Below are 26,293 nucleotides of genomic sequence, written 5' to 3' on the forward strand. Positions count from 1 at the left end.
TAAGAAAAAGGCCATCTATCGTCTTCACGGTAAATGACCTTCTCTAAGAATCCCATTTTCAATTAAATCATTTTGTTTTCATAATCCTGCAATTCATGAAAAATATTATCTATAAACACAATATCCTCAACAATTCGATACAGCATAAAATACCTATGTGAGAGAAAATTTATCCTTCGATACCCCAGTTCTTTTAATCGAAGATTATCACACGGCTTCAAACTTCCTGCAACACTTTTAAGGCTCCGAATAGTAGCCTCAAAATCATCCAAAACATTTTTCGCCGCCTGATCACTTTTTTTCACAGTAAGCAAATATCTGATGTATTGATTTAAATCTTCTTCTGCATCTGCTGTTACTACTACTTTATATTCCATACTTTTCCCTCATATCAGCAATAACCGCATCCGCAGATCGATAGTTACCCTTTGATGCAGAGACTCTTGATTTCTCCAGTTTCTCCAACATCATTTCTTCAGACATGGCAGCATACGGATTATGCTCCACCCGTTTTATCTCAAATGGGAAACCGTTATTTGCAACAGCTTGTGTCAAAAACATCCGGATTGCAGAAGTAGTATCTGTGCCAAGATCTTTAAACAACTGGTCTGACTTACTCTTCAACTCATCATCAACACGTACTTGAATTGTACTAGCCATTCATTATTCCTCCATTTCTTTTTTATTATTATAATACACAATCATTGCTATTTCAATTCATTTGTATTGATTTTGCATCCAATTACAATCATCCGCCCGTTTTTATGCGAATACTCGTAAAAATACTGATAATATCGGGTAAATTCGTTAGTCCCATCGGCTTCATTTCCACAAAAATCGGAATTTGAAGTAAAATTTGAAAACATTATTTCGTCTCCGCAATCACACAGGAATTTGTTAAAAAAGCCGAAAACCCTTGAAAACAAAGGCTTTCGGCGTTGTTTGCTGGCGTCGCTAAGAGGATTTGAACCTCCGGCCTACCGCTTAGGAGAGCTCTGTGGTTCTGTCAATTCCCGTCAAGAACTGTTATATTTAGCCCTTTATTATCAAGGACTTTTTTTATTTTCGAATCAAATTCTGGTAATCTGAATACCCTTTCTGTCAAGACCAGATAAGACCTGAAAATTAGCAGATTCTTTGCAGCTGCTAACATCCGGGGAAAGCTCTGTTGTTACTGACAGATATCATATACCGGCTACCATCCCCTTACAAGCGGGAATGATAAACAATATGTAATCAGCAGAGCCAAGCAGAAATACATAAAAATGGATCTGTGAGCTCGCTCACAAGAGACATTTTTTGTAGTTCTATTTGGCGAAGCCACACACCGAGGAAAACCGCAGGTTTTTCGAGGTTGGCTCTGCCTGATTACATGAATATTCAATTGACCAGATTTCTATTATTACTATACACCGTTATTGAAAATTTGTCTATGGTGTTTCGACCACGACAGCCGACTCAAATACGAACATATCCAGTTGCCGGCCCGGCACCATTTTCCCAAAATCTCCTTCATTTCATTAATATCTCCATCATTTTGTTGCTAAATGATGGAGATATTTTCTTTATTCACCCCAGGCTACTTTTACTGCTTTTTCAAAATATTTAGCAGAATCACACAGATCAATTACTTGTTTCCAATGACTTTCCAAAGTAGGAATCAGCTGCTGGTATATACGATTATTCTTTTTATGACCTGGTATTCTTATTCCATGGTAATCCTTTTTTCTGGAAATAATATCCTCCCATGGATTTTGGATTTTTTCTATCTCCTCCATAGGATCAAAAGCAGCAACAATCCATGTATCTGTACTGTCACATGGCACCGTAATAATAATATCATTTCTCTCGGTATCTGTTCCAAGCCATTGTAAAACACAATGTGTTATATGGCTGCGATATCCTTCCGGTGTGTTCTCATGATCTTTACACGGAATGTCTACCGGACATGAGCCATCTATTAATGTTTCACATCCTAATGGATGAACTTTCCCTTTATGCTCACATTCCACAGTTGCACACCGACAATGAACCTCTTTTTCTTTCCGAGCCACGTCCCCATCCATTTGAATTACAAACATATCAATCTGAGGAGAGATACCCTTCATAATCTTATCCAGATTCTGTCCTGTAGACTCACACCAGTTCCATACACCTTTCCACCCATTTCCGTACTCGCCTAGCATATTTTGTTCCGGCTGAATTCTCAGATAATCATTTTCTTCTCCGGTTATCTGATCGATCATGCATTTAAGTACAAGATAATCTGTCGGTCCTTCACCTACAATTCCTATCCTCTTTTTCATAACAGTTCCGGAACACCTCCCAGAAGTCCGTTAATCCAAAGTCTGGATAAGGATTGTCCTGTTTCTAAAAGTTCTTGAGAAATCTGGATTCTATTTAATTCAGCGTGCCCATACTTATTTTTATTAATGGCAAACAGTCGTATCCTATCATCCGCCAGATTCAGTCCATCCAGTACAAGGGGGTTATGTGTTGTCATGAAAACCGTCTTGTCGCTCTCAATTATCAGCTGACTGAATACTTCTGTGATTCTTTTTGCCAGTCTAGGATTTAAAGCATGATCAAAACTGTCAATCGCAAACATTCCCGGCACATCCGGGTGCATAGCCAGTGTCAGCATAAACAGAACATACAAAGCACCTTCACTGGCATCATATCCGGTAAATACTGCTTTATCCTTTAAAAAACGATCCTGAAATTCGATGACCTGTCGTGTACTCGGAACTCCCGGATTCAGATTCGACTTTTTGGGCCTTGCGATATGAATATCCGATGCCCACTCGATTAATTCAAGAACATCATCCATGCTCATTGCTCCAAACATTATCTCATCATCTACAGCCGAGAATAAATCCTCCATTGCATCAGCAAGTCTGCCGCCATTCAGTCCGATTGGCGTAACCTGTGTAGGATCTGCCACATTTCCACGCAGAGTAAGAGTATCCGGCTGATAAATCCCGTACCCAGAGATATAGTTTCCCATATCTGTATATTCTTCTCCGTTCAGTTTTTCTGACAGAGCATAATATCCTACCTTATTATTTAATTGTACGCTTGATCGATTACTTCGTCCAAATACATTTTCTCCGTTTTTAGAAACACTTTCCGAATGATATTTCCAGGTATCATCATCTGCAGGCGTAGTAAGATGTACAGAATATTCATACTCGTTTTTATTTCTCTCCCAGCTCATGGCAAAATCAACCGTTGGCATACTTCGTTCAATAGAACGAAACTGCGACTTATATAATGATGAAGTACTAAGCCGAACCCCCTTCCGCTGAAGACTATTATTATTCACACGGTCTGTCATGGCTGCACTCAGCACACCAATAGCTTCCAGAACAGAAGATTTTCCTGAACCATTGGCGCCAATAAAAACATTGATATTCCCAGGGCAGAAAGACACATCATAAAGTGATTTGAAATTTTTAATTTTGATTTCTTTTATATTCATTGAATCCTCCTCTTATCCCAAGTTTCTATAATATCTAATCTGATTTAATTATAATAATGTTTGAAAAATATGTCTATATCTAAACTCTAAAAAGCCTTTATTTTACAGCAATTAATTTATTTTAGATTTTATGTTTTTCTCTTTTTTTTGATACCTAAACAAATATTAGATATTATTCTTATTACATTATTTCCCTATTTAAAACAGAATAAACAAATACTTTCATTACTTCATTGTCTTCGCCAATGATGCAAGTAATGCCGCCATCTCCGGATTGGAGAGAACCTTTGCAAGCAATTCCGCATCAATACCTTCCGGAACCGCTACCGTGTTTTGTGCTGTATTCGGATGCATCTGCGGATCCAGATTTTTCTTCTCATAAAAAGCCTCTTCAAATAATTCTGCATTTTTCTTCCGGTCGTCATCCAGGATGTGGGAATATACATCCGTAACCATGCTGACCTGAGCATGTCCGGAGTCGCCCTGAACTGCCTTGATATCTCCACCATTCAGTTTCAGCTTATAGGTAACACTGCTGTGTCTGAGACTATGGAAAACAACCGGTGGGAGATCATAGTCTTTAATCAACTGATTTAATGGCTTCCGGATCGCGCCATCCCCCAAAGGAAGACCAAACGTACTTGCCATGACCAGGTTATAGTCCATGTATTCATCTCCAAGAACTTCCTTTGTCTCATCCTGTTTTTCTTCCCATTCGATCAGCATCTTTGCGACAGACTTTGGAAGGAAAACCTTTCGGACACTGCTGTCTGTCTTCGGTGTTTTCAAAACACGGACTGTTTTATTGGTCTTGCTTTTTTCCGGAAATATCAGCAGCACATCTTTTGCATCCAACTCTTTTAAAGCGGATTTGCTCACTCGCTGGGATTCCTTATTAATAAACAGATATGCTCGGTTTTCCTCAATTGCTTCCTCCGAGATGTCCACACAATCCCAGGTAAGCCCCAGAAGCTCACTGATCCGGAGAGAGCAGGAGAAGGAAAGATTCATTGCCAGCTTTAGCCGATCATCCTCACATACTTCCAGTGCGTACATCAGAGTTTCTGCAGTCCAAATCTCACGTTTCTTTGTTTTATGTTTTGGTACGGTCGCATAGATACAAGGATTCTTCTCCATCAGTTCCCATTTGACAGCCTGTTTAAAACAGCTTCGGAGGAGTTTATGGATATCTCTGATGGTACTGGTAGATACATATTCATTCTTTCTTTTCCCAATCATAGGATTGACCACAGCCGGAGCTTTCAACAATCTTTGATAATATTTTTCAATAAAACGGGTATTGATCTCCGACAGTTTTTCATCCCCGATGATCGGAAGGATATAATTATTTATGAGAGAAACATTTCCATCATACGTAGATAATGCCCAGTTGTCCTTCCCATACAGGGCAACATATTCTGCCAGAAGATCCTTCATGGTTTTACACTGCGGGATTATCATGGATCCCATTTCTTCTTTATATTCAATTTCTTTCTTGCGTTTCTTTGCCTCTGCCTTTGTAGCATAAGTTTCCCATTTCTGCTTCCGTTTCCCGTCTGCATCAGTATAGGAATAGATTACATTAAATTTTCCATTTCGTTCCCTGATCGATGCCATAATTTAACAGCCCCTTTCTGTATTTCTCTTTTCCAGCCACGCTTCAAATTCTTTTCGTTTGATCCGAACATGGTTCCTTATTTTTACAACCGGAAAATATCCTTTTGTGTACCAGACATTTATCATGGACCGGCTGACCTTTGCCATAAAGGCTGCTTCATCTATAGTAAGATACTGCAGATTGCCATTCCTTCCTCGTTCCCCGGTCTGTGCCAGTTTCTTTCTCCGATAATTCGCCAGTGCCACATTTTCTTCCATTGCCAGTTCTTCATAATCGTTCGCCGGATCCAGATGATATTCATCCTGCCCTTCCAGAAACTTCTGAAAGCTTTCTTTCGTGATTCTTTTTCGATCAGCGATCGTGACGAACTCAAAGAAATGCTGATACTTTTGACTATTCAGGATGCCATATACCTGATTTCTGGTGATTCCCAGCTGTCTGGCCATTTCCGGCATAGTGAGAGTAGCGGCCTCCATTTCCGCGTCCCTCTTTTTATCCTCCTTCGTGCGGTATCTGGACTGTCCGTCATACCATTTCTGAAATGCAGCTTTTGGTACACGTTTCCAGTAGTCCACAATCACAACCTCAATCTTATTCTGCTTGATCAGGTCATAAATGACACCATCCGTAAGCTCCAGCATTTCTGCAAGTTCCGGAACAGAATAAGACCATTCTTTCAATTCCTTTCCCGGTTCTTCTCCGTTGACTTTATGATATTTAATCTGATTCGCATACCACTTTTCAAAACTCTCAATATTGACCCGCATCTTTCCGGCAATCTCTTTGGTCTCAAAAAAGTTTTTATGTACCAGCCAATACCGATCCGTCTTTTTAAGTCCCAGGAGCTCGCCCATCTCAGAAACACTCATCCATTTCTTTTTCGCAGAAGACAGCCTCTTGTATGGGCTGTTTGCTTTCACTTCCTTTATCAGTTCTTCGTATTCCTTGGTATTCATTTTTCCCTTCTCATCCATGAATCTTTCCTCCTTCTTCCCATACCATACCGCACTTTTTCAAAAAAATTTAGGATGTCGATTTTTCATCCGGATAGGAGATTAGTTAGAAGATTCCGGCAACTTATCCAGCCAGTCATCAAAGCTTTTTTTGGAAATACGGTACTTTCCGCCATCCAGCTGGATCCACCGGAACTCATTTTTCTTCAGAAGGTTATATATTGTCGGTCTGCTGACTCCAAGAATTTCCTGTAACTCTTTTACTGTATAACATCTTTTCTCTGACATATGTCATTACCTCACATTTCATTATTTTGGAGGCGGCATTCCAAATACTCCCGCAAGTGACGGGGCATTTGGCTCTCGCGGCAGTCGCCAAATGGACATGCAAGCATGTCCGCTTGGCTTGTTGCTCGCGGATATAAATGTCCCTCTATATATCCAAAGTTTCAGAGGGGCTTATACAACATGTTTTAGTAAAAAAATGTCAAGATGAGAAAAAGGGCAAAAAGAAACCTCCGTATGAATTGAATCATACGAAGGATCAATATACTTATCATCATCAATTATCCTGAATGGGATATATTACAAAATGGAAAACTAACTGCTATTATTTCCAATCCTAATAAATAAGGCAACAGAAGAGTTACTCTATCAGAAAACAAAATACAGATTAATCCTAGAGATGGAAACAATATACTCTTGACTTTTAATATTCTATTCATTTTTCTCATTTCTCTCCCGCTCTTTTAGTCATATAGTGTTTCAAGACTACAGTTCCGCCAGAAACCAAAATTCTTAATAATAATACCATGATAAATTCTATTGAAAACGGATTGCTCAACTTAGTTCCAAGCAAAGTAGTAGTAACAATACTGAGCAAAGAACCGCTTATTCCTGCTGTCAGATAAGTGCTGAATTTCGCTCCACAAGCGCCAAAATACAGGCTGACAATGTCACCTGGCAAAAATCCAACAATTCTGGTTATAAAGCATACAAAAAAAGCATTTTCATTCTGATATCCTGCCAATTGTTGAACCTTGGGATATCTAGTCCCAATATACTGTATAATATCCTCACCGCTGTATCTTCCGATCCAATAAGGAATCGTAATGGTTGTCGTCAGTCCAACCATACTTACCATCACAGCTATAAATGGTGTAAACAGAACTCCACTGCTCAAATATAAAATCGACAATGGGAACATAATTGTAAGGCTTTTGAGAGCAAAGAACAAAACTAAAACACACGCAGCCAAAATCATATTTTCAGGTGTATACTTCAATATCGTTTCTACAGACAAAGGTTCTTCTGATTTTCTTACAATCACTAAAAGAATCAGTGTCATCAGAATAATTGCTGCTAAAGGAGTGAGTTTCTTTAGCTTCATTTCTGATTTTTTCTCACTCTTTTGTTTTTTTTCTTTGTTTCTGATTTTCATCCAACTTTTCTCATTCATAATTATAATCATAAAGTACTTCTTATATCTATTCGTCTATTATATTTCCATTTACTTCATCAAACACATTCTTCATTTCAAGAGCATATTTTTTACCTATTTTGCTCAATCGGTATAATATAAAAATGTCAATAATACCATTTAAAATGAAGATAATTCCTGCCATTAATGCAGCGGCTGAAACTGTATCCGGTGAAAAGAACAGCATACTAATTCCAACCAGAATAATAATACATGATAGAATAACATATGATGTACAGCGCACATGAAATATGTCTTTCATGCAAACAGCCGTCTCCATACAGATTACTCCATTGATTATGATGACAATACTAAACACATAAGAAAACAACACTATTGTAATTCCCCCATGTGTGATGATAAAGATTCCCAAAATACATTTCAAAATGCCTTCAAATAACGTTCCATATGTAAAATAAGTATTTCGTCGTAATTTTGAATCACAAACCAGATCAAAAATCCCACTGCACAAAATCAGAATACCTGCAATTATCGCAATTACTTTTAAGGAATCATGTGGTTTTATTATGAATAATACACCAATCAATACCGCCATGATTGCATTTGTCCACATATCCAGCTTTATTTTTTTCAACGTTTTCATATTTTACTCCTCCCAGTTTTAGTAAACTCTCACATTCATCAATAATATTTACTATTTCTGCTTTTTATAGCAAATGTCGAAACGGAATAATTAAAATGCGCAGGATTCCATAAAAAATCCTTTTTTCTACACTCTGTTCTATTATTTGATAATTTTCTCCATGCCATCAACTAATATCTGAACTTTTACACCTCTATCTGCAGCATTTAATAGTGCAGCCATCATATCCTGACCACTGTTATCGTCACAAAAATCAAAAATTGAAAGCATAATATTTTCTTTTGCCGATTCGATTAAACGGAGCCGCCACACCAACGCATCCACATTATTTTCAATATTTAATATTCTCTCCTGTCCAGCCATATTTAACACCCTTTCACACTCTCTGTTTTCTTCATCAGCTCGTTTGTGATACAGAGGCAGGATTGCTAGACATACTATCAAATAAAAGAACCATATTTTCAAAATACCTTTTATCATCTTTCCAAATTTTTTCATTGTTCTGCATCATTGTATCATTCGACATTTTATGCTACGATATAAAAAAACAAAAAGCGAGTTGATATATATATGAACCATACAAAATCTGCCATCATAGATGCTTTCTGGCAGTTGCTGGAAGAACGTCCCTACACCAAGATTACTGTAAGGGATATTGTAGAACGCTGCCAAGTCAACCGAAACACCTTTTACTATCATTTTCATGACATTCCTGAGCTTCTGGAAACTACAATAAAATCTGATGTAGATCAAATCATCCAGACTAACGGACATTTTGGTTCACCGACGGATTGCTTGATTCCAATTGTTGAACGTTGCTTAAAACGCAAAAAGGCCATGCTCCATATATACCGTTCTGTGAAACGAGATGTATTCCAAAACGAATTGGAAAGAATCATACTCTACACAGTAACTCAATACATACATACTGTTACCAAAGATTTGAATATTCCTTCTGAAGATAAAACTATCCTAATACAGTACTATAAATGTTGCCTTCTTGGATACACATTAGATTGGCTGGACAAAAACATGAACTTTGACCTTTTGAAGTCAGTTACTCGTATTACTGATTTGATTGGAGATTCTTTGAAGCAGGCATTTCTTGAATTGTCCGAATCTTCAAGTATATAATACCCGAATAGATTGAGCACCGCTTCAACTTGGCGGTGCTCTTTACATTAGCGGGGCAAATATTCTCAAGATTTCCTGAAATACCCTTATTGGCAACCTTTCTATACACTCTTCTAATGTAATCTGCGTGCACTCATTCAATGTATCAAAATAATCTTTTTTTATTTGTAATACTGCCTTACTGTTATACATCCATACTCCACATTCGAAATGCAGATAGAGGCTTCTAAAATCTAAATTCGTTGTTCCTACAGTCGCTATCTGGTCATCGGAAACAAATATTTTAGAATGCATAAATCCTTTTGAATATTCATATATTTTCACACCACCATATATCAATTCCCTGTAATATGATCGTGTAGTCAAATGAATCAAGGCCTTGTCATAAATATGAGGAGTGATAATCCGCACATCTACACCGCTTTTAGCCGCTAAGCATAATGCAGATACCATGCTGTCATCGACAATCAAATATGGCGTACAGATATAATACTTGTACTCGTCTCAAGAGCAATGCTCTAAACCATGAACGCTTCATTTGATTCCCCACTTATTCTAAATTCTTATTTTTCTACTTATCCCCATACCGAAAGCCCCTGGCCCCACATGACAGCTGATACTGAATGTCAGCGGATCGTATTTAACATCTTCCCAAGGAAACATCTCTTGGGCCATTTCCATCCATTCCTGATGTTCTTCTTTTTTTCCGAAGCTCCCTGCGACGCCCACATATATCTCATCACTATTTTTATGAAATTCATCTGCAATTGTATTCATTTCCATAAGCAGACGCTTTTTACAGCTTTTTGTTCCACGAACTTTTGCATAGGCATCTAAACGTTCTCCAGCAATTACGAGCAGTGGTTTTATACTTAATAATGTGCCCATGGCAGCTCCCGCCGGAGTAACACGTCCTCCCTTTTTCAAATATTCTAAGGTTTCCACGCCTACATAGATAATGGATTCATAAGCAGTTTGTTCTAAAGCTTCTTTTATTTCTTTTGCAGAACACCCTTTTTCTTTCAGCACCAGTGCATCCAACACAGACTGCCTCTGGGTAACAGAAATACGATGATTATCAACCACCTGTACTTTTTCTTCATAATCCTGCGCCAGGGCCTGAGCTGTCTGATAGGATCCACTGAGTCCACTGGACATTGGAATATATACAATTTCATCATATTCAGATAATAGCAGCTTATCCCACATGTCTGTCACTTCTGCCGGCGAAGGCTGTGAACTAAAAACTTCTCTGTTTTCCTCAAGGCATTGATAAAACTCCTCATGAATTAAATCAATGCCTTCATAATATGTTTTCCCTTCCAGAATCACCGGCATTGGAATGACATGGACACCTAGAATCTTTCCTTCTTGTTCAAAGATCCCACTGTTGCTGTCTGTTACAATCGCAACGTTCATCTCATAATCCTCCTGTGCCATTTTTATACTATTACAAATATTTCTTTAATTCATTGGCTTTATCCAACCTTTCCCATGGAAGATCCACATCTTCCCTTCCAAAATGTCCATAAGCAGCTGTCTGTCTGTAAATAGGTCTTCTTAATGTCAATTCTTTGATAATACCAGCTGGGCGAAAATCAAAGTTCTCTCTTATAATCTCCGTAATTCTCTCATCTGAAAGTTTTCCTGTTCCAAACGTGTCCACCATAATTGAGGTGGGCTGTGCTACACCAATAGCATAGGAAAGCTGCACCTCACATTTTTCAGCCAACCCTGACGCTACAATGTTTTTTGCCGCATAACGGGCCGCATATGATGCAGAGCGATCTACCTTAGTACAGTCCTTTCCCGAAAAAGCTCCACCACCATGCCGCGCATATCCTCCATATGTATCTACAATAATCTTACGGCCTGTCAATCCACTGTCTCCATGCGGTCCACCTATTACAAAACGGCCTGTTGGATTGATATAGAATTTTGTATTCTCGTCCACCATTCCACCTGGTAGGATTTCGTCAAACACATATTTTTTAATATCCAACTGAATCTGTCCCTGTGTTATGTCCGGATCATGCTGTGTAGAAAGCACTACGGCATCCAGTCTGAATGGTTTGTCCTTTTCATCATATTCTACAGTTACCTGGGTTTTTCCATCTGGTCTCAAATATGGAAGTATTCCTTCTTTTCGTACTTTTGTCAGCTGCAATGCCAGCTTATGTGCAAGCTCAATGGGATAGGGCATATACGTCTTAGTCTCATTCGTCGCATATCCAAACATCATCCCCTGATCTCCAGCTCCGATGGCTTCAATCTCTTCATCCGACAAATTATGTTCTTTTGCCTCAAGAGCCCTATCCACACCCATTGCTATATCTGCCGACTGTTCATCAATGGCTGTTAACACACCACAGGTATCTGCATCAAAACCATACTCTGCATTTGTATATCCAATTTCCCTGATTGTATCTCGAACCACCTTCTGGATATCTACATATGCATTGGAAGTAATTTCTCCCATTACCATAACAAGACCTGTAGTCGTTACCGTCTCACACGCCACCCGGCTCATAGGATCCTGCTTCAATAATTCATCCAGCACGGCATCTGAAATAGCATCACACATTTTATCTGGATGCCCTTCTGTGACAGACTCTGATGTAAAAAATCGTTTACTTTTGTTCATTTTTTATTTCCTTTCATTTATTTCGATTACCTGAATAAATACTTCAATGTTCAAATTTATAGTTTTTCTTTAATCTGCAATTTTCTTTTTCGCCCTGTTCTCTTTCCAAAGTTCATCTGCAACCGGCTTCCAATTCTTCGCATACTGGTCACATTTTGCACAAAGATGTTCTGCCGTTTCTGGAGATTGAAGATCTGTTGAGTGAGCACCTGATTTTTCAACCATTGCACGAAGCTTGTCAGGATTTTCCAGCATAGGACACGGACGAAGCATATTATCATTAAATGGCTGATTATCATGGTAAGCCATCATCATCGGTGACTGCAGTGCTTCCAGAAGCGTCTTTTCCCGAATATTAGAATCTGAATAATGGATAAATACGCAAGGATCAATATCACCGTTAGCATTTATATGTAAGTAGCGATGACCACCGGCGATACATCCGCCAACATATTCTGCATCATTCTGAAAATCCAGTGCAAATAATGGCTTTGTGGCACGATAACGACGGATTTTCTCATAAACTCCGGTACGCTGCTGCGGTGTAGGCATCAACTCTGGAACAGCATCGTTTCCTACCGGCATATAATGGAAATACCATACAAAATAGGCACCCATTTCAATCAATGTATCATAGAATTCCTCTGATGTAATTGAATCATAATTAGCGCTGGTATAGCAGCAAGAGATTCCATAAATCAGTTTCTTTCTTCTGAGAAGTTCCATGGCTTTACGTACTTTCTGATATACACCAGTTCCACGTCGTCCATCAGTTGCCTCTTCAAATCCTTCCAGAGAAATGGCTGGTACAAAATTACCTACACGGAGCATTTCATCCGCAAATTCTTCGTCAATTAATGTGGAATTTGTAAAGCAGAGGAAGACGCAATCCGAATGCTTTTCACAGATCCGAATCAAGTCTTTTTTACGAACCAGTGGCTCGCCGCCAGTGTAAATGTACAAATAAACGCCCAATTCTTTTCCCTGGCAGATAATATCATCAATCTCATCATAAGTAAGATTTAATTTGTGTCCATATTCCGCTGCCCAACAACCAGTACAGTGCAGATTACAGGCCGATGTGGGATCCAGAAGGATAGCCCATGGAATATTACAGTTATACTTCTTTCTCAGTTCTTCTTCCTTTTTCCAGCCAACCAGACTGGCATTAATAAAAAGATTCACGGCAAGTGTCTTAGTCACATTGGGATCTACCTCTTTAAAAAGACGGCGGATATAGCTATAATAAGGATGTTCCGGATCTGTAATTGCTTCCCGAATTATTTTTCTCTGAGAAATAAATTCACCATCAGCAAATTTATCCGCCCAGTCCATCATCTTCGGCATATGCTTATCCGGATCCTTGTAAATATAATTGAATGTCTGCTCGATTCCCAGTTTCTTTAAAGTATTTGATGCGTTCATAATAGAATTCCTCCCTATAATTTTATATTTGTTAATAATAAGTTTTACTTAAACATTTTATTCTTCCCAGTCAGTATCTTCCTCGTTCTTTTCCTGTCCTTGGATTTGTTTTGAAATCTTCACCGTCTCCTTGACTGTGAGATGATTCATGAGACCTTCTGCAAAAAAACCGCTTCCGATAATGACATGACTGATCTGACTTTCCTGAAACGGCTTTATTATAATTAAGATCCCAAAAGCAGCTACAATGATGGAAAGTGTCAATATCCATTTCCATATTTCAAGTCCAAATACTTTTGCGTCTTTTGCAGTCTGAACTTTTAATACAGCGTCAAGCAAAATCAACAATCCTAGTCCTGGGGAAAGATATGAACGGATACGCAAATTACATCCAAGCACTATCACTCCTAGCACTATCAGGAATATTCCACAGGCCAGATCATATTGGAAAGCCAGATCATACAAATCATCTGAAAGATATCCAATAATCTTAACAATTCCATAGGCAACTAATATGATGCCCCCTGTGATACATAGCACCAGTGGGGATATAGATGGTATTGTCATACATACGATTCCAGCTATATAGAAAATAATTGAAATCAAAACATACCCATCTCTTGCCATACGAATCTTTTTCAATATTTTCACCTCCATTCTCTTTTTCTTGCCTAAATTCTACATACTATTTCATTCTTCTTCTATGGGCAAACGTCTTCTATATATCCAAAAACTAGGCAATCTTAACATGTTTGTCTGGATTCATTCAAAGTTCAAGATCAATAAAAGCTTCCCATTGCCGACATAAATGTCGGCAACGGAAAGCTTTTGCTTATTTGTTTATCATGGAAAAGAATATGATTATTTCAATTTTTTCAAACTCAAATAACATGATATTCTTTCAGCAGTTTTTCCACATCTGTGTTTTTGATAAAGTCTAAAGCCTTTTTAACAGCAATCTTTTCCTTGATTCCCAGCTTCATCTGAGTCAGTGGTTCTCCATCACGCAATTTGACAGTCGCATTCAAAAGATCCCTCACATCATATGTGCTGCACCAAACCTCCGGAACTCCACGGTCTACATTAAGCAAGGTATAAACAGCTTCCATACCGGTACGCATGGAATACTCTGTTGTAAAAATAGTATCCCTTGCGGTCTCGGCAAACTGGCCAATAAATGCAAAGTTTACTGCTCCATCAGGCACAACTTTTGGACGATCCGTATCATTACGAGGCATGAAAAAGGCATCAATATAAGGCATCATGACCGGAACTGTGTTTGCACTGTTCTCAGCCAGTTCTTCGATCTCGTTTTCCGGCACACCAATATGGTACAGCCATTCCATACAGATCTCTTTTCCTGTACAATCTCTCATTGGCTTTTTGACATAGTCACCAGGTCTGTCATTAAAGAGCGCATATACCCAAACGAGACAATGGTCTTTTGGCTGGGAACGGAACTGTGGCTGACGGTTAATCGTCCAACTCAAAAGCCAGCTGGAATCTTTTACAGATACAATACCGCCAGTGACCACTTTACCAGTAAACGGATCTCGTTTGCAGATATTTGTGATATATGGAATAATTCTTTGATCCAGTGTCTCCACAGTGGCACTCATCCAGTTACACAGCTCACTGTCATAACAGAATTTATCAGGGTTTCCAAAGTCAGGACTCTGGGCGGCAATACGTCTCCACATATCCCATCCGCCACCTGGCTTGATTTCCGGATTATATGGAGCCGGCGTATTCTGGGATCCCATTGCAGAGTTTTCCACACATCCACCATTTGTGATGAACACAAGATCATCCTCTGTGAGGTCTACGAAACGTGTTTCACCTTCCGCCTCAAGTTCAATACGGGTAGCCTGCTTTCTGTTGGATGTAACATCAAACTCAACATTTACAACCTTTGTATTATAGTGGAATACGACACCGGCATTTTCCAGATATTTTACCATCGGAAGGATCATACTCTCATACTGATTATATTTTGTAAAACGCAGAGCCGTGAAGTCAGGAAGACCTCCGATATGGTGGATATAGCGCTTAATATAACGCTTCATTTCCAGTGCACTGTGCCAGTTTTCAAACGCAAACATCGTCCGCCAGTACAGCCAGAAATTTGAATCAAATACCTCGTCGTCAAAATATTCATCGATACGTTTATCATACAATTCTTCATCCGGAGTGAAGAACAGCCTCATGATCTCCATCTGTGCTTTGTCTGAAACTGCAAATTTCTTATCTGTATGTGCATCCTGTCCCCGGTTGACAGTCGCACGGCAAAGAGAGTAATTCGGATCTTCTTTATTGAGCCAATAATACTCATCCAGTACACTGACTCCCTCAGTTTCAATAGATGGGATAGAACGGAACAAATCCCACATAACTTCAAAATGGTTATCCATTTCACGTCCGCCACGCATTACATAACCTACACCCGGATATTCAAACCCATCACAGGCACCACCAGGAATCGGATCTTTTTCAAAAATGTGTATACGTTCACCTTTCATCTGACCATCACGGACAAGGTAACATGCGGCTGAAAGTGCTGCCAGCCCTGTACCAATAATATAAGCTGACTTGTGATCTACTCCTTCTGGTTTCTTCGGATGAGCAAAAGCTTCATAGTTTCCACTTGAATAATACATAATCATACCTCCTGAATTTCAATTCGTTATATATGTTTTTCAATTACATCCTCAATATACATTGAATGATAACTACTCACAATCAACAGAATAGCCCCATCATCGAATTCTTCGATGACAGGGCTATATTGTTGTTTTTTTCGACAAACTTCATCATTTGTTGATATTATCATATGGCTTATCAATCCGGCATTTTTCAAGCATACGAATGATATCTCCCTCTATTAAATTACTCAGTCTGAAAATCATCTTTTCCGGTGACGGTTTCATGTCCTTCCGTATCCAGTCCAGCATCATACCCACAAAAGCATACTTGTAAAAATCGGCAATAAATTTTTTATCCTCATCCCTGACACTCATGCCTTGTGCGCATTCTTCAACAACATTAATAATCAATTGATAAACAACCCTGTACAGATATTGAATAATCTGTTCCTGACTGACATGACGGTAAACATTAAGTATAAAAGGCTTGTTTTCTTCTACGGCATGAAAAATATTCAGAAATCCCTGTTCCCATGTATCATATGTAGTATTTCCATTTGCTGCTATGCGGGAATCCTCCTCACAGGACCATTCAATGAGGTCATAAATATCTTTGAAATGATAATAAAAAGTTGCACGGTTGACACCGCAGTCTTCTGTAATATCACTAATTGTAATTTTGGTAACCGGCTTTTTCAGTAACATCTTTTTGAGAGATGCCTCTAATGCTCTTTTTGTAATATCCGACACTTATCAATCCCTCCTCGTTCTGTATATCATTCCATTCGTTTGAAAATTATTATACACTAACTCACATATTTCCCACAATGAACAAAAAAATAAAGCACTGAAACTTCCTAAAACCAAAAAAATTCAGTACTTTATTGTAGATAAATCAAATTACAAATGACAAATCAGCCAATGCCTGATATCGTCATAAACGTCTTCTTTGTCTGTCTCATTGATCAATTCATGTCTGTCATTTTTATAAAGTTTTATCGAAATATCCTTAATTCCTGCTTTTTTGTAGATTTCATAAACATGTTTAACTGCTTTTCCATAATTACCAACAGGGTCTTCTTCTCCTGCAATCAAAAACACAGGAAGGTCCTTCGGGATTTTTGCAATATTATCTGAATTCTGTATGAATGACAGCACGTCCAATAAAGTACGGTATCCATTTACCGTAAAAAAATATGTACAATACTTATCCGTATTATATTTATCAACAATAGTTTCATCCTTTGTAAGCCAATCATTTGATGTCCTGACGTTTGGAATATGATCATTAAATTTGCTGAAAAACATATTTTTCAGCATCTTGGATCTATAGCGGTCTCCCTTAAAGAATTTAGTCAGCGATACCATTATTTTACCAGCTTTCAGTACACTTCCAGACTGGTTGCCTGTTCCGGAAATAATCACTCCATCCAACTCATTTCCATATGCCATTATATAGCGCCTTGCCATAAATGACCCCATACTGTGTCCAAACAAGAAGTAAGGAACATTAGGGTAATTTTTCTTTGCAAAACGGGTTACTTCATATAAATCTGCAACGACAGTTTCACTCATGTTGCTTGGACAAAAATACCCCAAATTGTCATCTGTTTTTGCCGTTTCTCCATGACCAAGATGGTCATTCCCAATTACAAGAATACCCTGTCTGTTTAGGTATCTGGCGAATTGATCATATCGTTTAATATATTCAATCATTCCATGTGAAATCTGGACAATTCCAATTACTGGCATATTTGGCTCCCAAATAACAACGTGCAGATGATTTTTTCCATCCGTGGATGGCAAATAAAATTCCTTCATTATACTACCTCCTAGTATTCTTATCTCCAGAAATATACTTTTAAATTCTATATACATTATTTCAAGTATCCTCTATTTCAGCATATCAGATATCCTCTCAACGACAATAGACAAACACCTTTGCTATGTTAAAAATATGGACATTCATACAAGGTATGTCCAATAATTTTTAAATTATTGTTTCATGAATCTTCGCCATAACAAATAAACTACTAAAAATTGCCTTTAAATATGAGGGGAGAAACATTCATCATTTGAAACATTTCTCCCCTGTAGTGTTTTCCCTGCAATATGAACTATAGAACTCTTCTTGCTCTTCAGTACTTATGCAAGCCATAGAAACAATCAGAAATACAACCAATATTGTTTTTTCTATTCTTCTCACATAGTTCCTTCCGGACATAAGAAACCGGCAGGTATTTCACTGCCGGAAAATATTGGTTATAAACCATAATTTAAAATGTGGTCAGTCAGATGACTGGTAGTTCTTATTTAACATCGGACATTCCTCTAACATTTTCTGTTATACTGTAACAAATCTTCCTCCTTTGAATGATGTGTAGCAATAGCTACCTCAATCACTATATCAAAGTTGGTCAGCTGTCGAAATGCGTGATCAGCTCTAGTGAAATGGGTGGTCAGCCGTTAGCGAAACGAGCGGTCAGTTCAGCCAAAATTTGCAAAGATAAGAAAAAGGGCAAAAAGAAACCTCCGTATAAATCAAATCATACGAAGGTAATATACGCTTTATACTCTGTTGTCACTTAAAGAAATAATCTTTTCCGAAAGCTGCCTTATTTCTGACTGCTTTACTTTCAAATCCTTTGATTGTGTTTCTTCTTCAGAGAGAGACGCATACAAATGAATGGTATTTGCTGCATCCCATATCTCCTGACAAGTCTTTTTCTGTCTGTTCAACTTTTCCCCAATATTATTCACATTCTGTTGTAATTTATCTATTTGTTTTTCCTGTATTTTACAAATCCTGTTTTTTTTATAAAGATCTATGAAAACAAAAAAAAGAAGTATGGCAAATAAAACTGATAGAATAATCTGCATCACATGACTCTCCTTTACATCAAATACTGTTTTACTGCATTTCGTAAGACTTCCGGCTGTATCGGAAAACTAAGAACTGTAAGTTTTCCATCTGTTTTTTGGATCTGATAGTCTTTTTCAATATCACGTGTCAGTATAATGACTGGTCTGTTTATTCCTGATCTCCAAGGTTGATCTTGTTGTTCCATCATTTCTTCTGTAACAATCCAGATGGCGGGTTTTCGTTTTCCTAGATTTTTTCGTGCTTCTTCTGCCGCCTGGCAAATTAAGATCTGCGTGGAAATCTGTTTTAATGTCATACTTAATCCATTTGCATACATCGGCTTGGTACACATAACAACAATCAGAGGATTGGATCTAAATTCCTTTTTCGTTTGGATAAAATCCAATACCGGAGTATTGTATAGACTAAAATCTTTTTCTTTATTTACATCATAATAATACTTTTTTGCAGCACGGCACATACGTAGACAGAACTGTTCAATGTCAATCCGAATATCTGTTAATCCATTCTGCACATTGGATTCATCTAACTGACAGACAGATGTTCCACAATTAATTCCAAGATGAAAGTGTATGGAGCTTTCTGTTACATCATTCAAAAATCCTTTATTTTGGTGCAGATATTCACATCGAAGTTGCCAGCACCGTTCCCCACAAATATAAGGAACTGGGTCTTTTGATGATACCTTAAAAAAATCGCCAGCATATTCATCAAACCATCTGATATACTGTCCACCTACATCACGTGTCGGATTCTTCTGCCGATCCAACATCACCCGGCCATCCCGATATCTTTTCACAATGTCAGGAAATGCAATCCCTCCACAAATGTCTGGAAGGGTCAATGCAAGTGCCAGCGCAGACTGCCATCTTTCATCTTTAATATTCAGTTCAACTTCCTCGATACGGTTCAGAAACGTAAAGCTGACATCTCCTCGCTTCATCGTATGTCCCCCCTTAACAAAATTCACCTGCCGGAATAACCCGGCAGGTGACAAAATCATGCTCTTATGCTTTCATCATCTAAAGGCCAATATTATGCCTCTTCGCATATTATTAATAATTCTCTTTTCTCACTTCAAAGAAGCTCTGCGGATGTTTACATACAGGGCATACTTCCGGTGCTTTTGTACCAGTTACAAGATGTCCGCAATTGCGGCATTCCCACATAACAATACCAGCTTTTTCAAATACCTGTTTCGCTTCTACGTTATGAAGAAGTGCACGATATCTCTCTTCATGTGCTTTTTCAATGGCTCCAACACCTCTGAACTGCTCTGCAAGTTCATGGAACCCTTCTTCATCAGCTTCTTTCGCCATACGGTCATACATATCGGTCCATTCAAAATTTTCACCCTCTGCTGCATGGAGAAGATTTTCAGCTGTATCGCCTAATTCCCCAAGCGCTTTGAACCATAATTTTGCATGCTCTTTTTCGTTTTCAGCTGTCTGTAAAAATAATGCTGCAATCTGCTCATATCCGGCTTTCTTAGCAACAGATGCAAAATATGTATATTTATTACGAGCCTGAGATTCTCCGGCAAATGCTTCCCAGAGATTTTTTTCTGTTTTAGAACCGGCAAATGGATTCTTTGCTTCTGCAACAGGTGTTTCTTCTATTTTTACAAATTTGTCTGCTCCCTGTTTGCATACCGGACATTTAAAATCTTCTGTCATAGGTCCTTCATGAACATAACCACATACTGTACATTTCCATTTTTCCATTTTTAATTCCTCCGTTTTCTCGTTAAAATGAATTGATTTTAATAAAAATTCCACTTCTTCCTGTGGAATATCCGGATAGCTCCTGATTGCATCCAGAAATTGTTTTGTATTGCCGCTTTGCGGCAACATGAATCCTGCTTCCCTGCACAGATCTTCTGCCATTAAACGGCTTGACTTTTCAACTGCCACACTTAAAGTATCCGGTAATTCTGCTGCTATGCATTCAGCCTGTGCTTTACTCTGAATTAATCCTCGAAGTGCTTCTACCACATGATCTTCTTTCTTCTGCTGAGGTGGGCAATTCTTTGGCACCATTGATATTGCGGAAGAAGGACAGGCATCTGCACAAGCCCCGCAGCCAATACACTTATTTACATCAATGATACTGTTCTCTGTATCTGTTGCACCTGTAGGACAAACATACAGGCAAAGACAGTCCTTGGTACATAATCTAAGATTTCTAACCGCATATTTATCAGCCACTACTACGCCCTCCTTTCCATTTTTTCGAACTTCCAACTCGGAACTTTACATACCGGACAAAGCTCCGGAGCGGAATCTCCTACGTAAACAAACCCGCAAACCGTACAAACATATACACCAGTATTTTCCAGCATCTTCTCACCTTCTGCTTCATAACGGGATAAAAGGGATTTGAGCATGCGAGTTACTTTTTCGCTCCACACCTGGCATCTCAACGCTCCTCTGTCTGGTTTTTCGGAAGAAACAGAATTGCCATAAGGATATCCTACCGCAAGATCCGTTTCGATCAGCTCCAATAATTTCTGAACATTTGCTTCTCCCACCGGTTCCGCCTTGGATTTAAAAAAGTCAGCAAGTTTTTTAAATGCGTCAGCCTGATCCTGAAGATACTGTTTTTCACATCCTCTGGACAAATTAGAACATATAATACTCATTTCCATTGCAGATAATTCTTTTTCCACATGTGGTTTTTCTAATTTCTCCTGAGTTACAGTCTGACCCTCGTCCTTTTTCTCACGAAAAGCTTCTTTTCCTGCGCCGCACCATGGACACTTCCAGTTTTCCGGAAGTTCTTCCCATTTTGTTCCCGGGGCAATTCCCGCCTCCGGAATACCTTTTGCTTCGTCATATGTATACGAGCAAACAGAACATACCATTTGTTTCATCTGTTATCACACCTCCTTATTTGATTATAACAAACCACATATTTTCTTCCGTGATGTTATCACCAAATTAGTGTTACTCTCCACAATGATGTTCACCGCAGCCATGCTCTCCACAATTATGATTCTCTCCATGATGCTGATTATGGTGATTACACATTATGTTCGGGTTAAATGCAAGATTTCCGTCAAGGAGAGCGGCGACTGCATCGTCTGAATTTCCGGACACACCTCCATAAAGCTTGATATTTGCTGCTTCCAGAGCTGCCTTGGCACCTCCACCGATACCACCGCAGATCAGAACATCTGCACTCAGCGCAGTCAGTATGCCAGCCAATGCACCATGGCCGCTGCCATTCGTATCTACAATTTTTGAATCGATGATCTTTCCTTCCTGCACATCATAGACCTTGAACTGTTCGGTATGACCGAAGTGCTGGAAAATCTGTCCTTTCTCATAAGTCACTGCTACTCTCATAATATGTTCTCCTTTTTCTATTTTATATTGCTGATAAACCATCTGTTTGAAACAGCCATGCTGACCGCAATTCGCACTCTGTCCATTGCAAAGCCAGAAATCTCCTCCTTCGATCCGAAGCGGACGTCCATCTACAATAGCATCTGCCAGCTTTTTCCTCGCACTTTCGTAGATTCTCTGTACCGTTGTTCTTGCGATCTGCATAAAAGCCGCACATTGTTCCTGACTGAAACCTTGTTTATCAATCAGACGAATCGTTTCATACTCATCCACAGCCAAAATGACCGGTTCTCTTTCTGTTTTTATATCAACGGGCGAAAACTCCAATATTTGTGGAAAGTGGCAGACTTTTCTGCATTTCATAGGTCTTGGCATAAAACTCCCCCTTTGGAAAACCTTTTCTCACAGTATAAGCTGTTTTCGGGCATATGTCAATAATATATTTGACATATGTCCAAAACAAAGATATAATAATAAACAATGCAAGGAGGAATGGAACATGAAATTTGAAAACTATTTTCCCATATGGAATCAACTGACTGCAGATCAGAAAAATCGTACCCAGAAAGGGCTTATTACACGAAAAGTCGAGAAAGGAACCCTCATTCATAATGGAAACATGGACTGTACCGGTCTTCTTCTTGTCAAGTCCGGACAGCTTCGTGCATATATTCTCTCTGATGAGGGGCGTGAGATTACCATTTATCGCCTGTTTGATAGAGATATGTGCCTGTTTTCCGCCTCCTGCATGATGCGTTCCATTCAGTTTGACGTGACCATTGAGGCAGAAAAGGATACCGAGTTTTGGATCATTCCGACCGAAATCTATAAAAGCATTATGGAAGAATCCGCACCCGTGGCAAATTATACCAATGAACTGATGGCTGCCCGTTTTTCTGATGTCATGTGGCTGATCGAGCAGATCATGTGGAAAAGCCTTGATAAAAGGGTTGCATCTTTTCTTCTGGAAGAATCTTCGATTGAAGAAAGTGATAAATTGAAACTGACTCATGAAGCCATTGCCAATCATCTGGGTACACACCGGGAAGTCATTACACGAATGCTCCGCTATTTTCAAAGCGAAGGCATGGTCAAACTGTCTCGTGGTACCGTAACGATTCTGAATAAAGAAAAATTAGAACATTTACAAAATGTATAAACGAATGCCCATCTTCAACCTTTAAACATTGAAGATGGGCATATATTTTACTGATCCATTCCGCAGGCAGTTGCTGTTTCAATGAGACACCGGTCATGCATCGCCGCATCGTAAAAACGGAATCCTCCTGAGAAGTTATAGGCTTTATATCCGTTTCCTTCCAATATACATGTTCCGATATAGCTTCTAAGTCCACTTTGACAGATCACATAAACGGGTTTACCTTTTTCAATCTCATCCAGACGTTCCCGAAGTTCATCTACCGGAATATTTTTGAATCCTTCGATATGACCATTGCCATATTCTCTAACAGTTCTCACGTCTAAAAGAGTCACACTTCCATCCCGAGGTAAAAGATCAACATCCTCCAGATGCCATTGTTTCAATATGCCTTTCGAAATATTGTCTATCATAAAACCAGCCATATTCACAGGATCCTTGGCAGAAGAATACGGTGGAGCATAGGCCAGATCCAGGTCTTTAAGCTCCGTAGCTTTCATTCCCGCATGAATCGCTGTAGCCAATACATCGATCCGTTTGTCCACCCCTTCGTAGCCAACAATCTGAGCCCCCAGAAGACGATATGTTTCTTTTTCAAAAACAACTTTCATGGTCATCACCTTGCCTCCCGGATAATAACCGGCATGGCTCATAGGTGAAAGGATTACCGTATCTACATCGAGACCGGCTTTCCTTGCATTGGTTTCATTGATTCCTGTAGTCGCTGCTGTCATATCAAATACTTTAATGACAGAACTGCCCTGACTGCCCGGATATCTGCTGTCACCACCACAAATATTGTCCGCAATGATGCGTCCCTGTTTATTGGCAGGTCCTGCCAGAGAGATCAATGCTTCCTGCCCGGTCACATAATGTTTCACCTGTACTGCATCGCCGGCAGCAAAAATATCCGGTGCAGAAGTTTCCATCCGGTCATTTACGACAATACTGCCTTTGATTCCCAATTCCAGTCCTGCGTCTTTTGCAAGATGTGTATCCGGGGTAACGCCAATTGCCAGAACTACCATATCTGCATGCAGCGGCATCTCATCTTTCAACAAAATATCTATTCCGCCATCTTTTTCTTCAAATCCTTCTACCGTATGTCCCAAAGCAAGCTTCACTCCATGTTTACGCATCTCACTGTGGATAAAAGAAGCCATATCTGCATCAAAAGGATTCATAAGCTGTTTTGGACGCTGGACAATGGTCACATCCATGCCAAGTTCCTTTAAGTTTTCTGCCAGTTCCAAGCCGATGAAACCACCACCGGCTAATACGGCAGACTTTGGCTGATTCTTGTTGATATACTCTTTGATATGGAAGGTATCCTCTACCGTACGGAGGGTAAATACTTTTTTAATTCCTACACCCGGAAGCCGTGGCTGTGTTGGTTTCGCACCCGGAGAGAGAAGCAATTTATCATAGGATTCCTCAAATTCTTCACCGGTTTCCAAATTCCTTACCGAAATTTTTTTTTGATTCGGATGGATCGCAGTCACCTCATGGTGGACTTTCATATTGATTCGGAATCGGGAAAAGAAACTTTCCGGTGTCTGAAGTGTCAGCTCCTCCGGATCTGTAATCACACCTCCAATATAATACGGCAGTCCACAATTTGCGTAGGATATATATCCCGAACGTTCAAATACCGTGATTTCTGCAGTTTCATCTAATCTGCGGATGCGTGCAGCTGCGGTTGCACCACCTGCCACACCGCCTACAATTAATACCTTCATCTTATCGTTCCACCTTTCCTATATAGGAAGAAATTCCTCCAATGTTAGTTACGTTTGAATATCCCATACGTTTCAACGTATTTACTGCCTGGCTGCTTCGGGAACCAGAATAGCAATAGACAAATAAAGGTGTCTCTTTTGTTGTGACCACTGATGTAACCTTATCTATCATCTGCAGTGGTACATTTTTACTTTTCGGAACATGTCCTTCTTTATATTCCTGAGGTGTACGCACATCCAGTAAAACAGCTCCTGAAACAGATTGATACTCTTTTATGCCCTCATTGATATCTTTTTGTTTGAACAGATCAAAAAATCCCATATTTATGACCCTCCTTACAGCATCGCAAGAATTGCGTTCTTGGGTTTTGCTCCCATAGATTGATTGACAATTTTTCCATCTTTGATAACAATCAGTGTAGGAATGCTCATAACGCGAAACTGGCTTGCAAGCTCCGGCTGCTCATCTACATTGATTTTTCCAATTTTGATATCAGAGCGTTCCCCTGCGATCTCTTCCAGGATTGGACCTACCATACGGCAGGGGCCACACCACGGAGCCCAGAAATCCAAAAGTACCGGTTTGTCGGAATTTATAATTTCATTCTGAAAATTGTTTCTAGTGATATTGATAACAGACATATGATCGTCCTCCTTTTTCTTTTATGATCTTACTATATCAAAATCATTTTTAATCTTCTGTGATGATGTTACGGTTCTGAAATAGTATCTCCTGTCCAGTCATTAATGCCGCCAATTTCTACAATATTCGTATATCCCAATTCTGCCAGTTTTCCAGAAGCCTGTTTGCTTCGGTTTCCACTGCGGCAGTACACCAGAATCAGCTGATCCTTGTCCGGCAGTTCCTGAATATCCTCCGAACCAATCGTTTCGTTTGGAATATTAATTGCATTGGGAATATGTCTTTCACGAAATTCTTCCGGTGTCCGGACATCCAGGATAATATAACCACTTTCTTCTTCCATCATGGTTACAGCCTCATCCATACTGATCTGACGATAACTGTTTTCCTGTTCATTGGATGCTGTGCAGCCTGCCAGAAATAATAAAAGCAATAAAAAGGGAATCCATCTTCTCATTATAGTTCCTCCCTATTTAGTCAAGTCTTTTTCCCTTGAAAATCAAGGATTTTTTCAATATATCATCAATAAATATCTCAGAG

The 26,293-nt window shown here is 39.2% G+C and carries 29 protein-coding genes and 2 pseudogenes; 2 read left to right on the plus strand and 29 right to left on the minus strand.

Going from position 1 to position 26,293, the window contains the following annotated elements:
- Nucleotides 1-62: 62 nt before the first annotated feature.
- The 10 genes from ACQRCC_RS14620 to ACQRCC_RS14665 form a co-directional block, all read right to left on the minus strand.
- Entirely contained in the window at nt 63-377 is a 315-nt protein-coding gene (locus ACQRCC_RS14620) for a type II toxin-antitoxin system RelE/ParE family toxin (RefSeq protein ID WP_427851491.1), read from the minus strand.
- Nucleotides 367-660, minus strand: coding sequence for a type II toxin-antitoxin system RelB/DinJ family antitoxin (locus ACQRCC_RS14625; protein WP_373218794.1), 294 nt, complete (start codon nt 658-660; stop codon nt 367-369). The genes ACQRCC_RS14620 and ACQRCC_RS14625 overlap by 11 nt, the downstream gene beginning before the upstream one ends.
- A gap of 905 nt (nt 661-1,565) precedes the next feature.
- The gene (locus ACQRCC_RS14630) at nt 1,566-2,306 is read right to left on the minus strand and encodes a hypothetical protein (protein WP_427851492.1); all 741 of its coding nucleotides are present in this window, start codon (nt 2,304-2,306) and stop codon (nt 1,566-1,568) included.
- Nucleotides 2,303-3,481: an AAA family ATPase gene (locus ACQRCC_RS14635; RefSeq protein ID WP_300335992.1), complete on the minus strand. Its 1,179-nt coding sequence runs from the start codon at nt 3,479-3,481 to the stop codon at nt 2,303-2,305. The genes ACQRCC_RS14630 and ACQRCC_RS14635 overlap by 4 nt, the downstream gene beginning before the upstream one ends.
- Before the next feature lie 225 nt (nt 3,482-3,706).
- Nucleotides 3,707-5,098, minus strand: coding sequence for a tyrosine-type recombinase/integrase (locus ACQRCC_RS14640; protein ID WP_427851493.1), 1,392 nt, complete (start codon nt 5,096-5,098; stop codon nt 3,707-3,709).
- A 3-nt stretch (nt 5,099-5,101) separates the two neighbouring features.
- Complete coding sequence (locus ACQRCC_RS14645) at nt 5,102-6,073, minus strand: helix-turn-helix domain-containing protein (RefSeq protein WP_087281261.1); 972 nt, start codon at nt 6,071-6,073, stop codon at nt 5,102-5,104.
- An 81-nt stretch (nt 6,074-6,154) separates the two neighbouring features.
- Nucleotides 6,155-6,340, minus strand: a complete 186-nt coding sequence (locus ACQRCC_RS14650; RefSeq protein WP_075671598.1) for a helix-turn-helix domain-containing protein — start codon at nt 6,338-6,340, stop codon at nt 6,155-6,157.
- A 442-nt stretch (nt 6,341-6,782) separates the two neighbouring features.
- Complete coding sequence (locus tag ACQRCC_RS14655; protein WP_427851494.1) at nt 6,783-7,493, minus strand: TVP38/TMEM64 family protein; 711 nt, start codon at nt 7,491-7,493, stop codon at nt 6,783-6,785.
- Nucleotides 7,494-7,539: 46 nt separating this feature from the next.
- Nucleotides 7,540-8,136: a DUF308 domain-containing protein gene (locus ACQRCC_RS14660; RefSeq protein ID WP_427851495.1), complete on the minus strand. Its 597-nt coding sequence runs from the start codon at nt 8,134-8,136 to the stop codon at nt 7,540-7,542.
- A gap of 141 nt (nt 8,137-8,277) precedes the next feature.
- Nucleotides 8,278-8,634: a phospholipase D-like domain-containing protein gene (locus ACQRCC_RS14665; RefSeq protein ID WP_427851496.1), complete on the minus strand. Its 357-nt coding sequence runs from the start codon at nt 8,632-8,634 to the stop codon at nt 8,278-8,280.
- A gap of 72 nt (nt 8,635-8,706) precedes the next feature.
- Here ACQRCC_RS14665 and ACQRCC_RS14670 point away from each other — a divergent pair, with 72 nt between their 5' ends.
- Nucleotides 8,707-9,270 carry a TetR/AcrR family transcriptional regulator gene (locus ACQRCC_RS14670; protein WP_154433163.1) on the plus strand — a complete coding sequence of 188 codons (564 nt, stop codon included), beginning with the start codon at nt 8,707-8,709 and terminating at the stop codon, nt 9,268-9,270.
- Nucleotides 9,271-9,312: 42 nt separating this feature from the next.
- On the opposite strand, the gene ACQRCC_RS14675 is transcribed toward ACQRCC_RS14670, so the two are convergent.
- From ACQRCC_RS14675 to ACQRCC_RS14745, 15 genes and pseudogenes are all read right to left on the minus strand, one after another.
- A complete protein-coding gene (locus ACQRCC_RS14675) occupies nt 9,313-9,723 on the minus strand; it encodes a phospholipase D-like domain-containing protein (protein WP_416386720.1) in 411 nt (136 codons plus the stop codon).
- 102 nt (nt 9,724-9,825) lie between these two features.
- Nucleotides 9,826-10,689, minus strand: a complete 864-nt coding sequence (locus ACQRCC_RS14680; protein WP_226826068.1) for a DegV family protein — start codon at nt 10,687-10,689, stop codon at nt 9,826-9,828.
- A 31-nt stretch (nt 10,690-10,720) separates the two neighbouring features.
- Nucleotides 10,721-11,914 carry a methionine adenosyltransferase gene (gene metK / locus ACQRCC_RS14685; RefSeq protein ID WP_226826070.1) on the minus strand — a complete coding sequence of 398 codons (1,194 nt, stop codon included), beginning with the start codon at nt 11,912-11,914 and terminating at the stop codon, nt 10,721-10,723.
- Nucleotides 11,915-11,983: 69 nt separating this feature from the next.
- Nucleotides 11,984-13,339 (minus strand): radical SAM protein, encoded by a 1,356-nt coding sequence (locus tag ACQRCC_RS14690; protein WP_427851497.1) that lies wholly within the window; start codon nt 13,337-13,339, stop codon nt 11,984-11,986.
- Nucleotides 13,340-13,396: 57 nt separating this feature from the next.
- Nucleotides 13,397-13,981, minus strand: coding sequence for a DUF308 domain-containing protein (locus ACQRCC_RS14695; protein WP_158097041.1), 585 nt, complete (start codon nt 13,979-13,981; stop codon nt 13,397-13,399).
- Between the two features lie 239 nt (nt 13,982-14,220).
- Nucleotides 14,221-15,996, minus strand: coding sequence for an oleate hydratase (locus tag ACQRCC_RS14700; protein WP_427851498.1), 1,776 nt, complete (start codon nt 15,994-15,996; stop codon nt 14,221-14,223).
- A 153-nt stretch (nt 15,997-16,149) separates the two neighbouring features.
- Complete coding sequence (locus ACQRCC_RS14705; RefSeq protein WP_427851499.1) at nt 16,150-16,731, minus strand: TetR/AcrR family transcriptional regulator; 582 nt, start codon at nt 16,729-16,731, stop codon at nt 16,150-16,152.
- 150 nt (nt 16,732-16,881) lie between these two features.
- Nucleotides 16,882-17,859 carry an alpha/beta fold hydrolase gene (locus ACQRCC_RS14710; protein ID WP_427851500.1) on the minus strand — a complete coding sequence of 326 codons (978 nt, stop codon included), beginning with the start codon at nt 17,857-17,859 and terminating at the stop codon, nt 16,882-16,884.
- A gap of 690 nt (nt 17,860-18,549) precedes the next feature.
- Entirely contained in the window at nt 18,550-18,864 is a 315-nt protein-coding gene (locus ACQRCC_RS14715) for a hypothetical protein (protein ID WP_427851501.1), read from the minus strand.
- Nucleotides 18,865-18,875: 11 nt separating this feature from the next.
- Nucleotides 18,876-19,808: a hypothetical protein gene (locus ACQRCC_RS14720; RefSeq protein WP_427851502.1), complete on the minus strand. Its 933-nt coding sequence runs from the start codon at nt 19,806-19,808 to the stop codon at nt 18,876-18,878.
- A gap of 112 nt (nt 19,809-19,920) precedes the next feature.
- Nucleotides 19,921-20,484, minus strand: coding sequence for a rubrerythrin (gene rbr / locus ACQRCC_RS14725; protein WP_427744366.1), 564 nt, complete (start codon nt 20,482-20,484; stop codon nt 19,921-19,923).
- Between the two features lie 18 nt (nt 20,485-20,502).
- Nucleotides 20,503-21,072, minus strand: a pseudogene (locus ACQRCC_RS14730) (4Fe-4S dicluster domain-containing protein); the annotation flags it as partial.
- A gap of 2 nt (nt 21,073-21,074) precedes the next feature.
- On the minus strand, nt 21,075-21,512 hold the full coding sequence (locus ACQRCC_RS14735; RefSeq protein WP_427851507.1) for a rubredoxin-like domain-containing protein: 438 nt from the start codon (nt 21,510-21,512) through the stop codon (nt 21,075-21,077).
- 72 nt (nt 21,513-21,584) lie between these two features.
- Nucleotides 21,585-21,737, minus strand: a pseudogene (locus ACQRCC_RS14740) (rubredoxin); the annotation flags it as partial.
- A 73-nt stretch (nt 21,738-21,810) separates the two neighbouring features.
- Nucleotides 21,811-22,587 carry a DUF134 domain-containing protein gene (locus tag ACQRCC_RS14745; protein ID WP_427851503.1) on the minus strand — a complete coding sequence of 259 codons (777 nt, stop codon included), beginning with the start codon at nt 22,585-22,587 and terminating at the stop codon, nt 21,811-21,813.
- Between the two features lie 124 nt (nt 22,588-22,711).
- On the opposite strand from ACQRCC_RS14745, the gene ACQRCC_RS14750 reads away from it, so the two are divergent.
- Nucleotides 22,712-23,371, plus strand: a complete 660-nt coding sequence (locus ACQRCC_RS14750; RefSeq protein WP_427851504.1) for a Crp/Fnr family transcriptional regulator — start codon at nt 22,712-22,714, stop codon at nt 23,369-23,371.
- A 47-nt stretch (nt 23,372-23,418) separates the two neighbouring features.
- Here the strand turns inward: ACQRCC_RS14750 and ACQRCC_RS14755 are convergent, their stop codons facing one another.
- The 4 genes from ACQRCC_RS14755 to ACQRCC_RS14770 form a co-directional block, all read right to left on the minus strand.
- Nucleotides 23,419-25,110 carry an FAD-dependent oxidoreductase gene (locus ACQRCC_RS14755; protein ID WP_427851505.1) on the minus strand — a complete coding sequence of 564 codons (1,692 nt, stop codon included), beginning with the start codon at nt 25,108-25,110 and terminating at the stop codon, nt 23,419-23,421.
- Between the two features lies 1 nt (nt 25,111).
- Nucleotides 25,112-25,432 (minus strand): rhodanese-like domain-containing protein, encoded by a 321-nt coding sequence (locus tag ACQRCC_RS14760; RefSeq protein ID WP_291235503.1) that lies wholly within the window; start codon nt 25,430-25,432, stop codon nt 25,112-25,114.
- Between the two features lie 14 nt (nt 25,433-25,446).
- The gene (gene trxA / locus ACQRCC_RS14765) at nt 25,447-25,752 is read right to left on the minus strand and encodes a thioredoxin (RefSeq protein ID WP_291235502.1); all 306 of its coding nucleotides are present in this window, start codon (nt 25,750-25,752) and stop codon (nt 25,447-25,449) included.
- 68 nt (nt 25,753-25,820) lie between these two features.
- A complete protein-coding gene (locus ACQRCC_RS14770; protein ID WP_427851506.1) occupies nt 25,821-26,210 on the minus strand; it encodes a rhodanese-like domain-containing protein in 390 nt (129 codons plus the stop codon).
- Nucleotides 26,211-26,293 lie beyond the last annotated feature (83 nt).

Origin of the sequence: Sporofaciens sp. SGI.106 (genome assembly GCF_050314255.1) — a bacterium.
Classification (GTDB): domain Bacteria; phylum Bacillota; class Clostridia; order Lachnospirales; family Lachnospiraceae; genus Claveliimonas.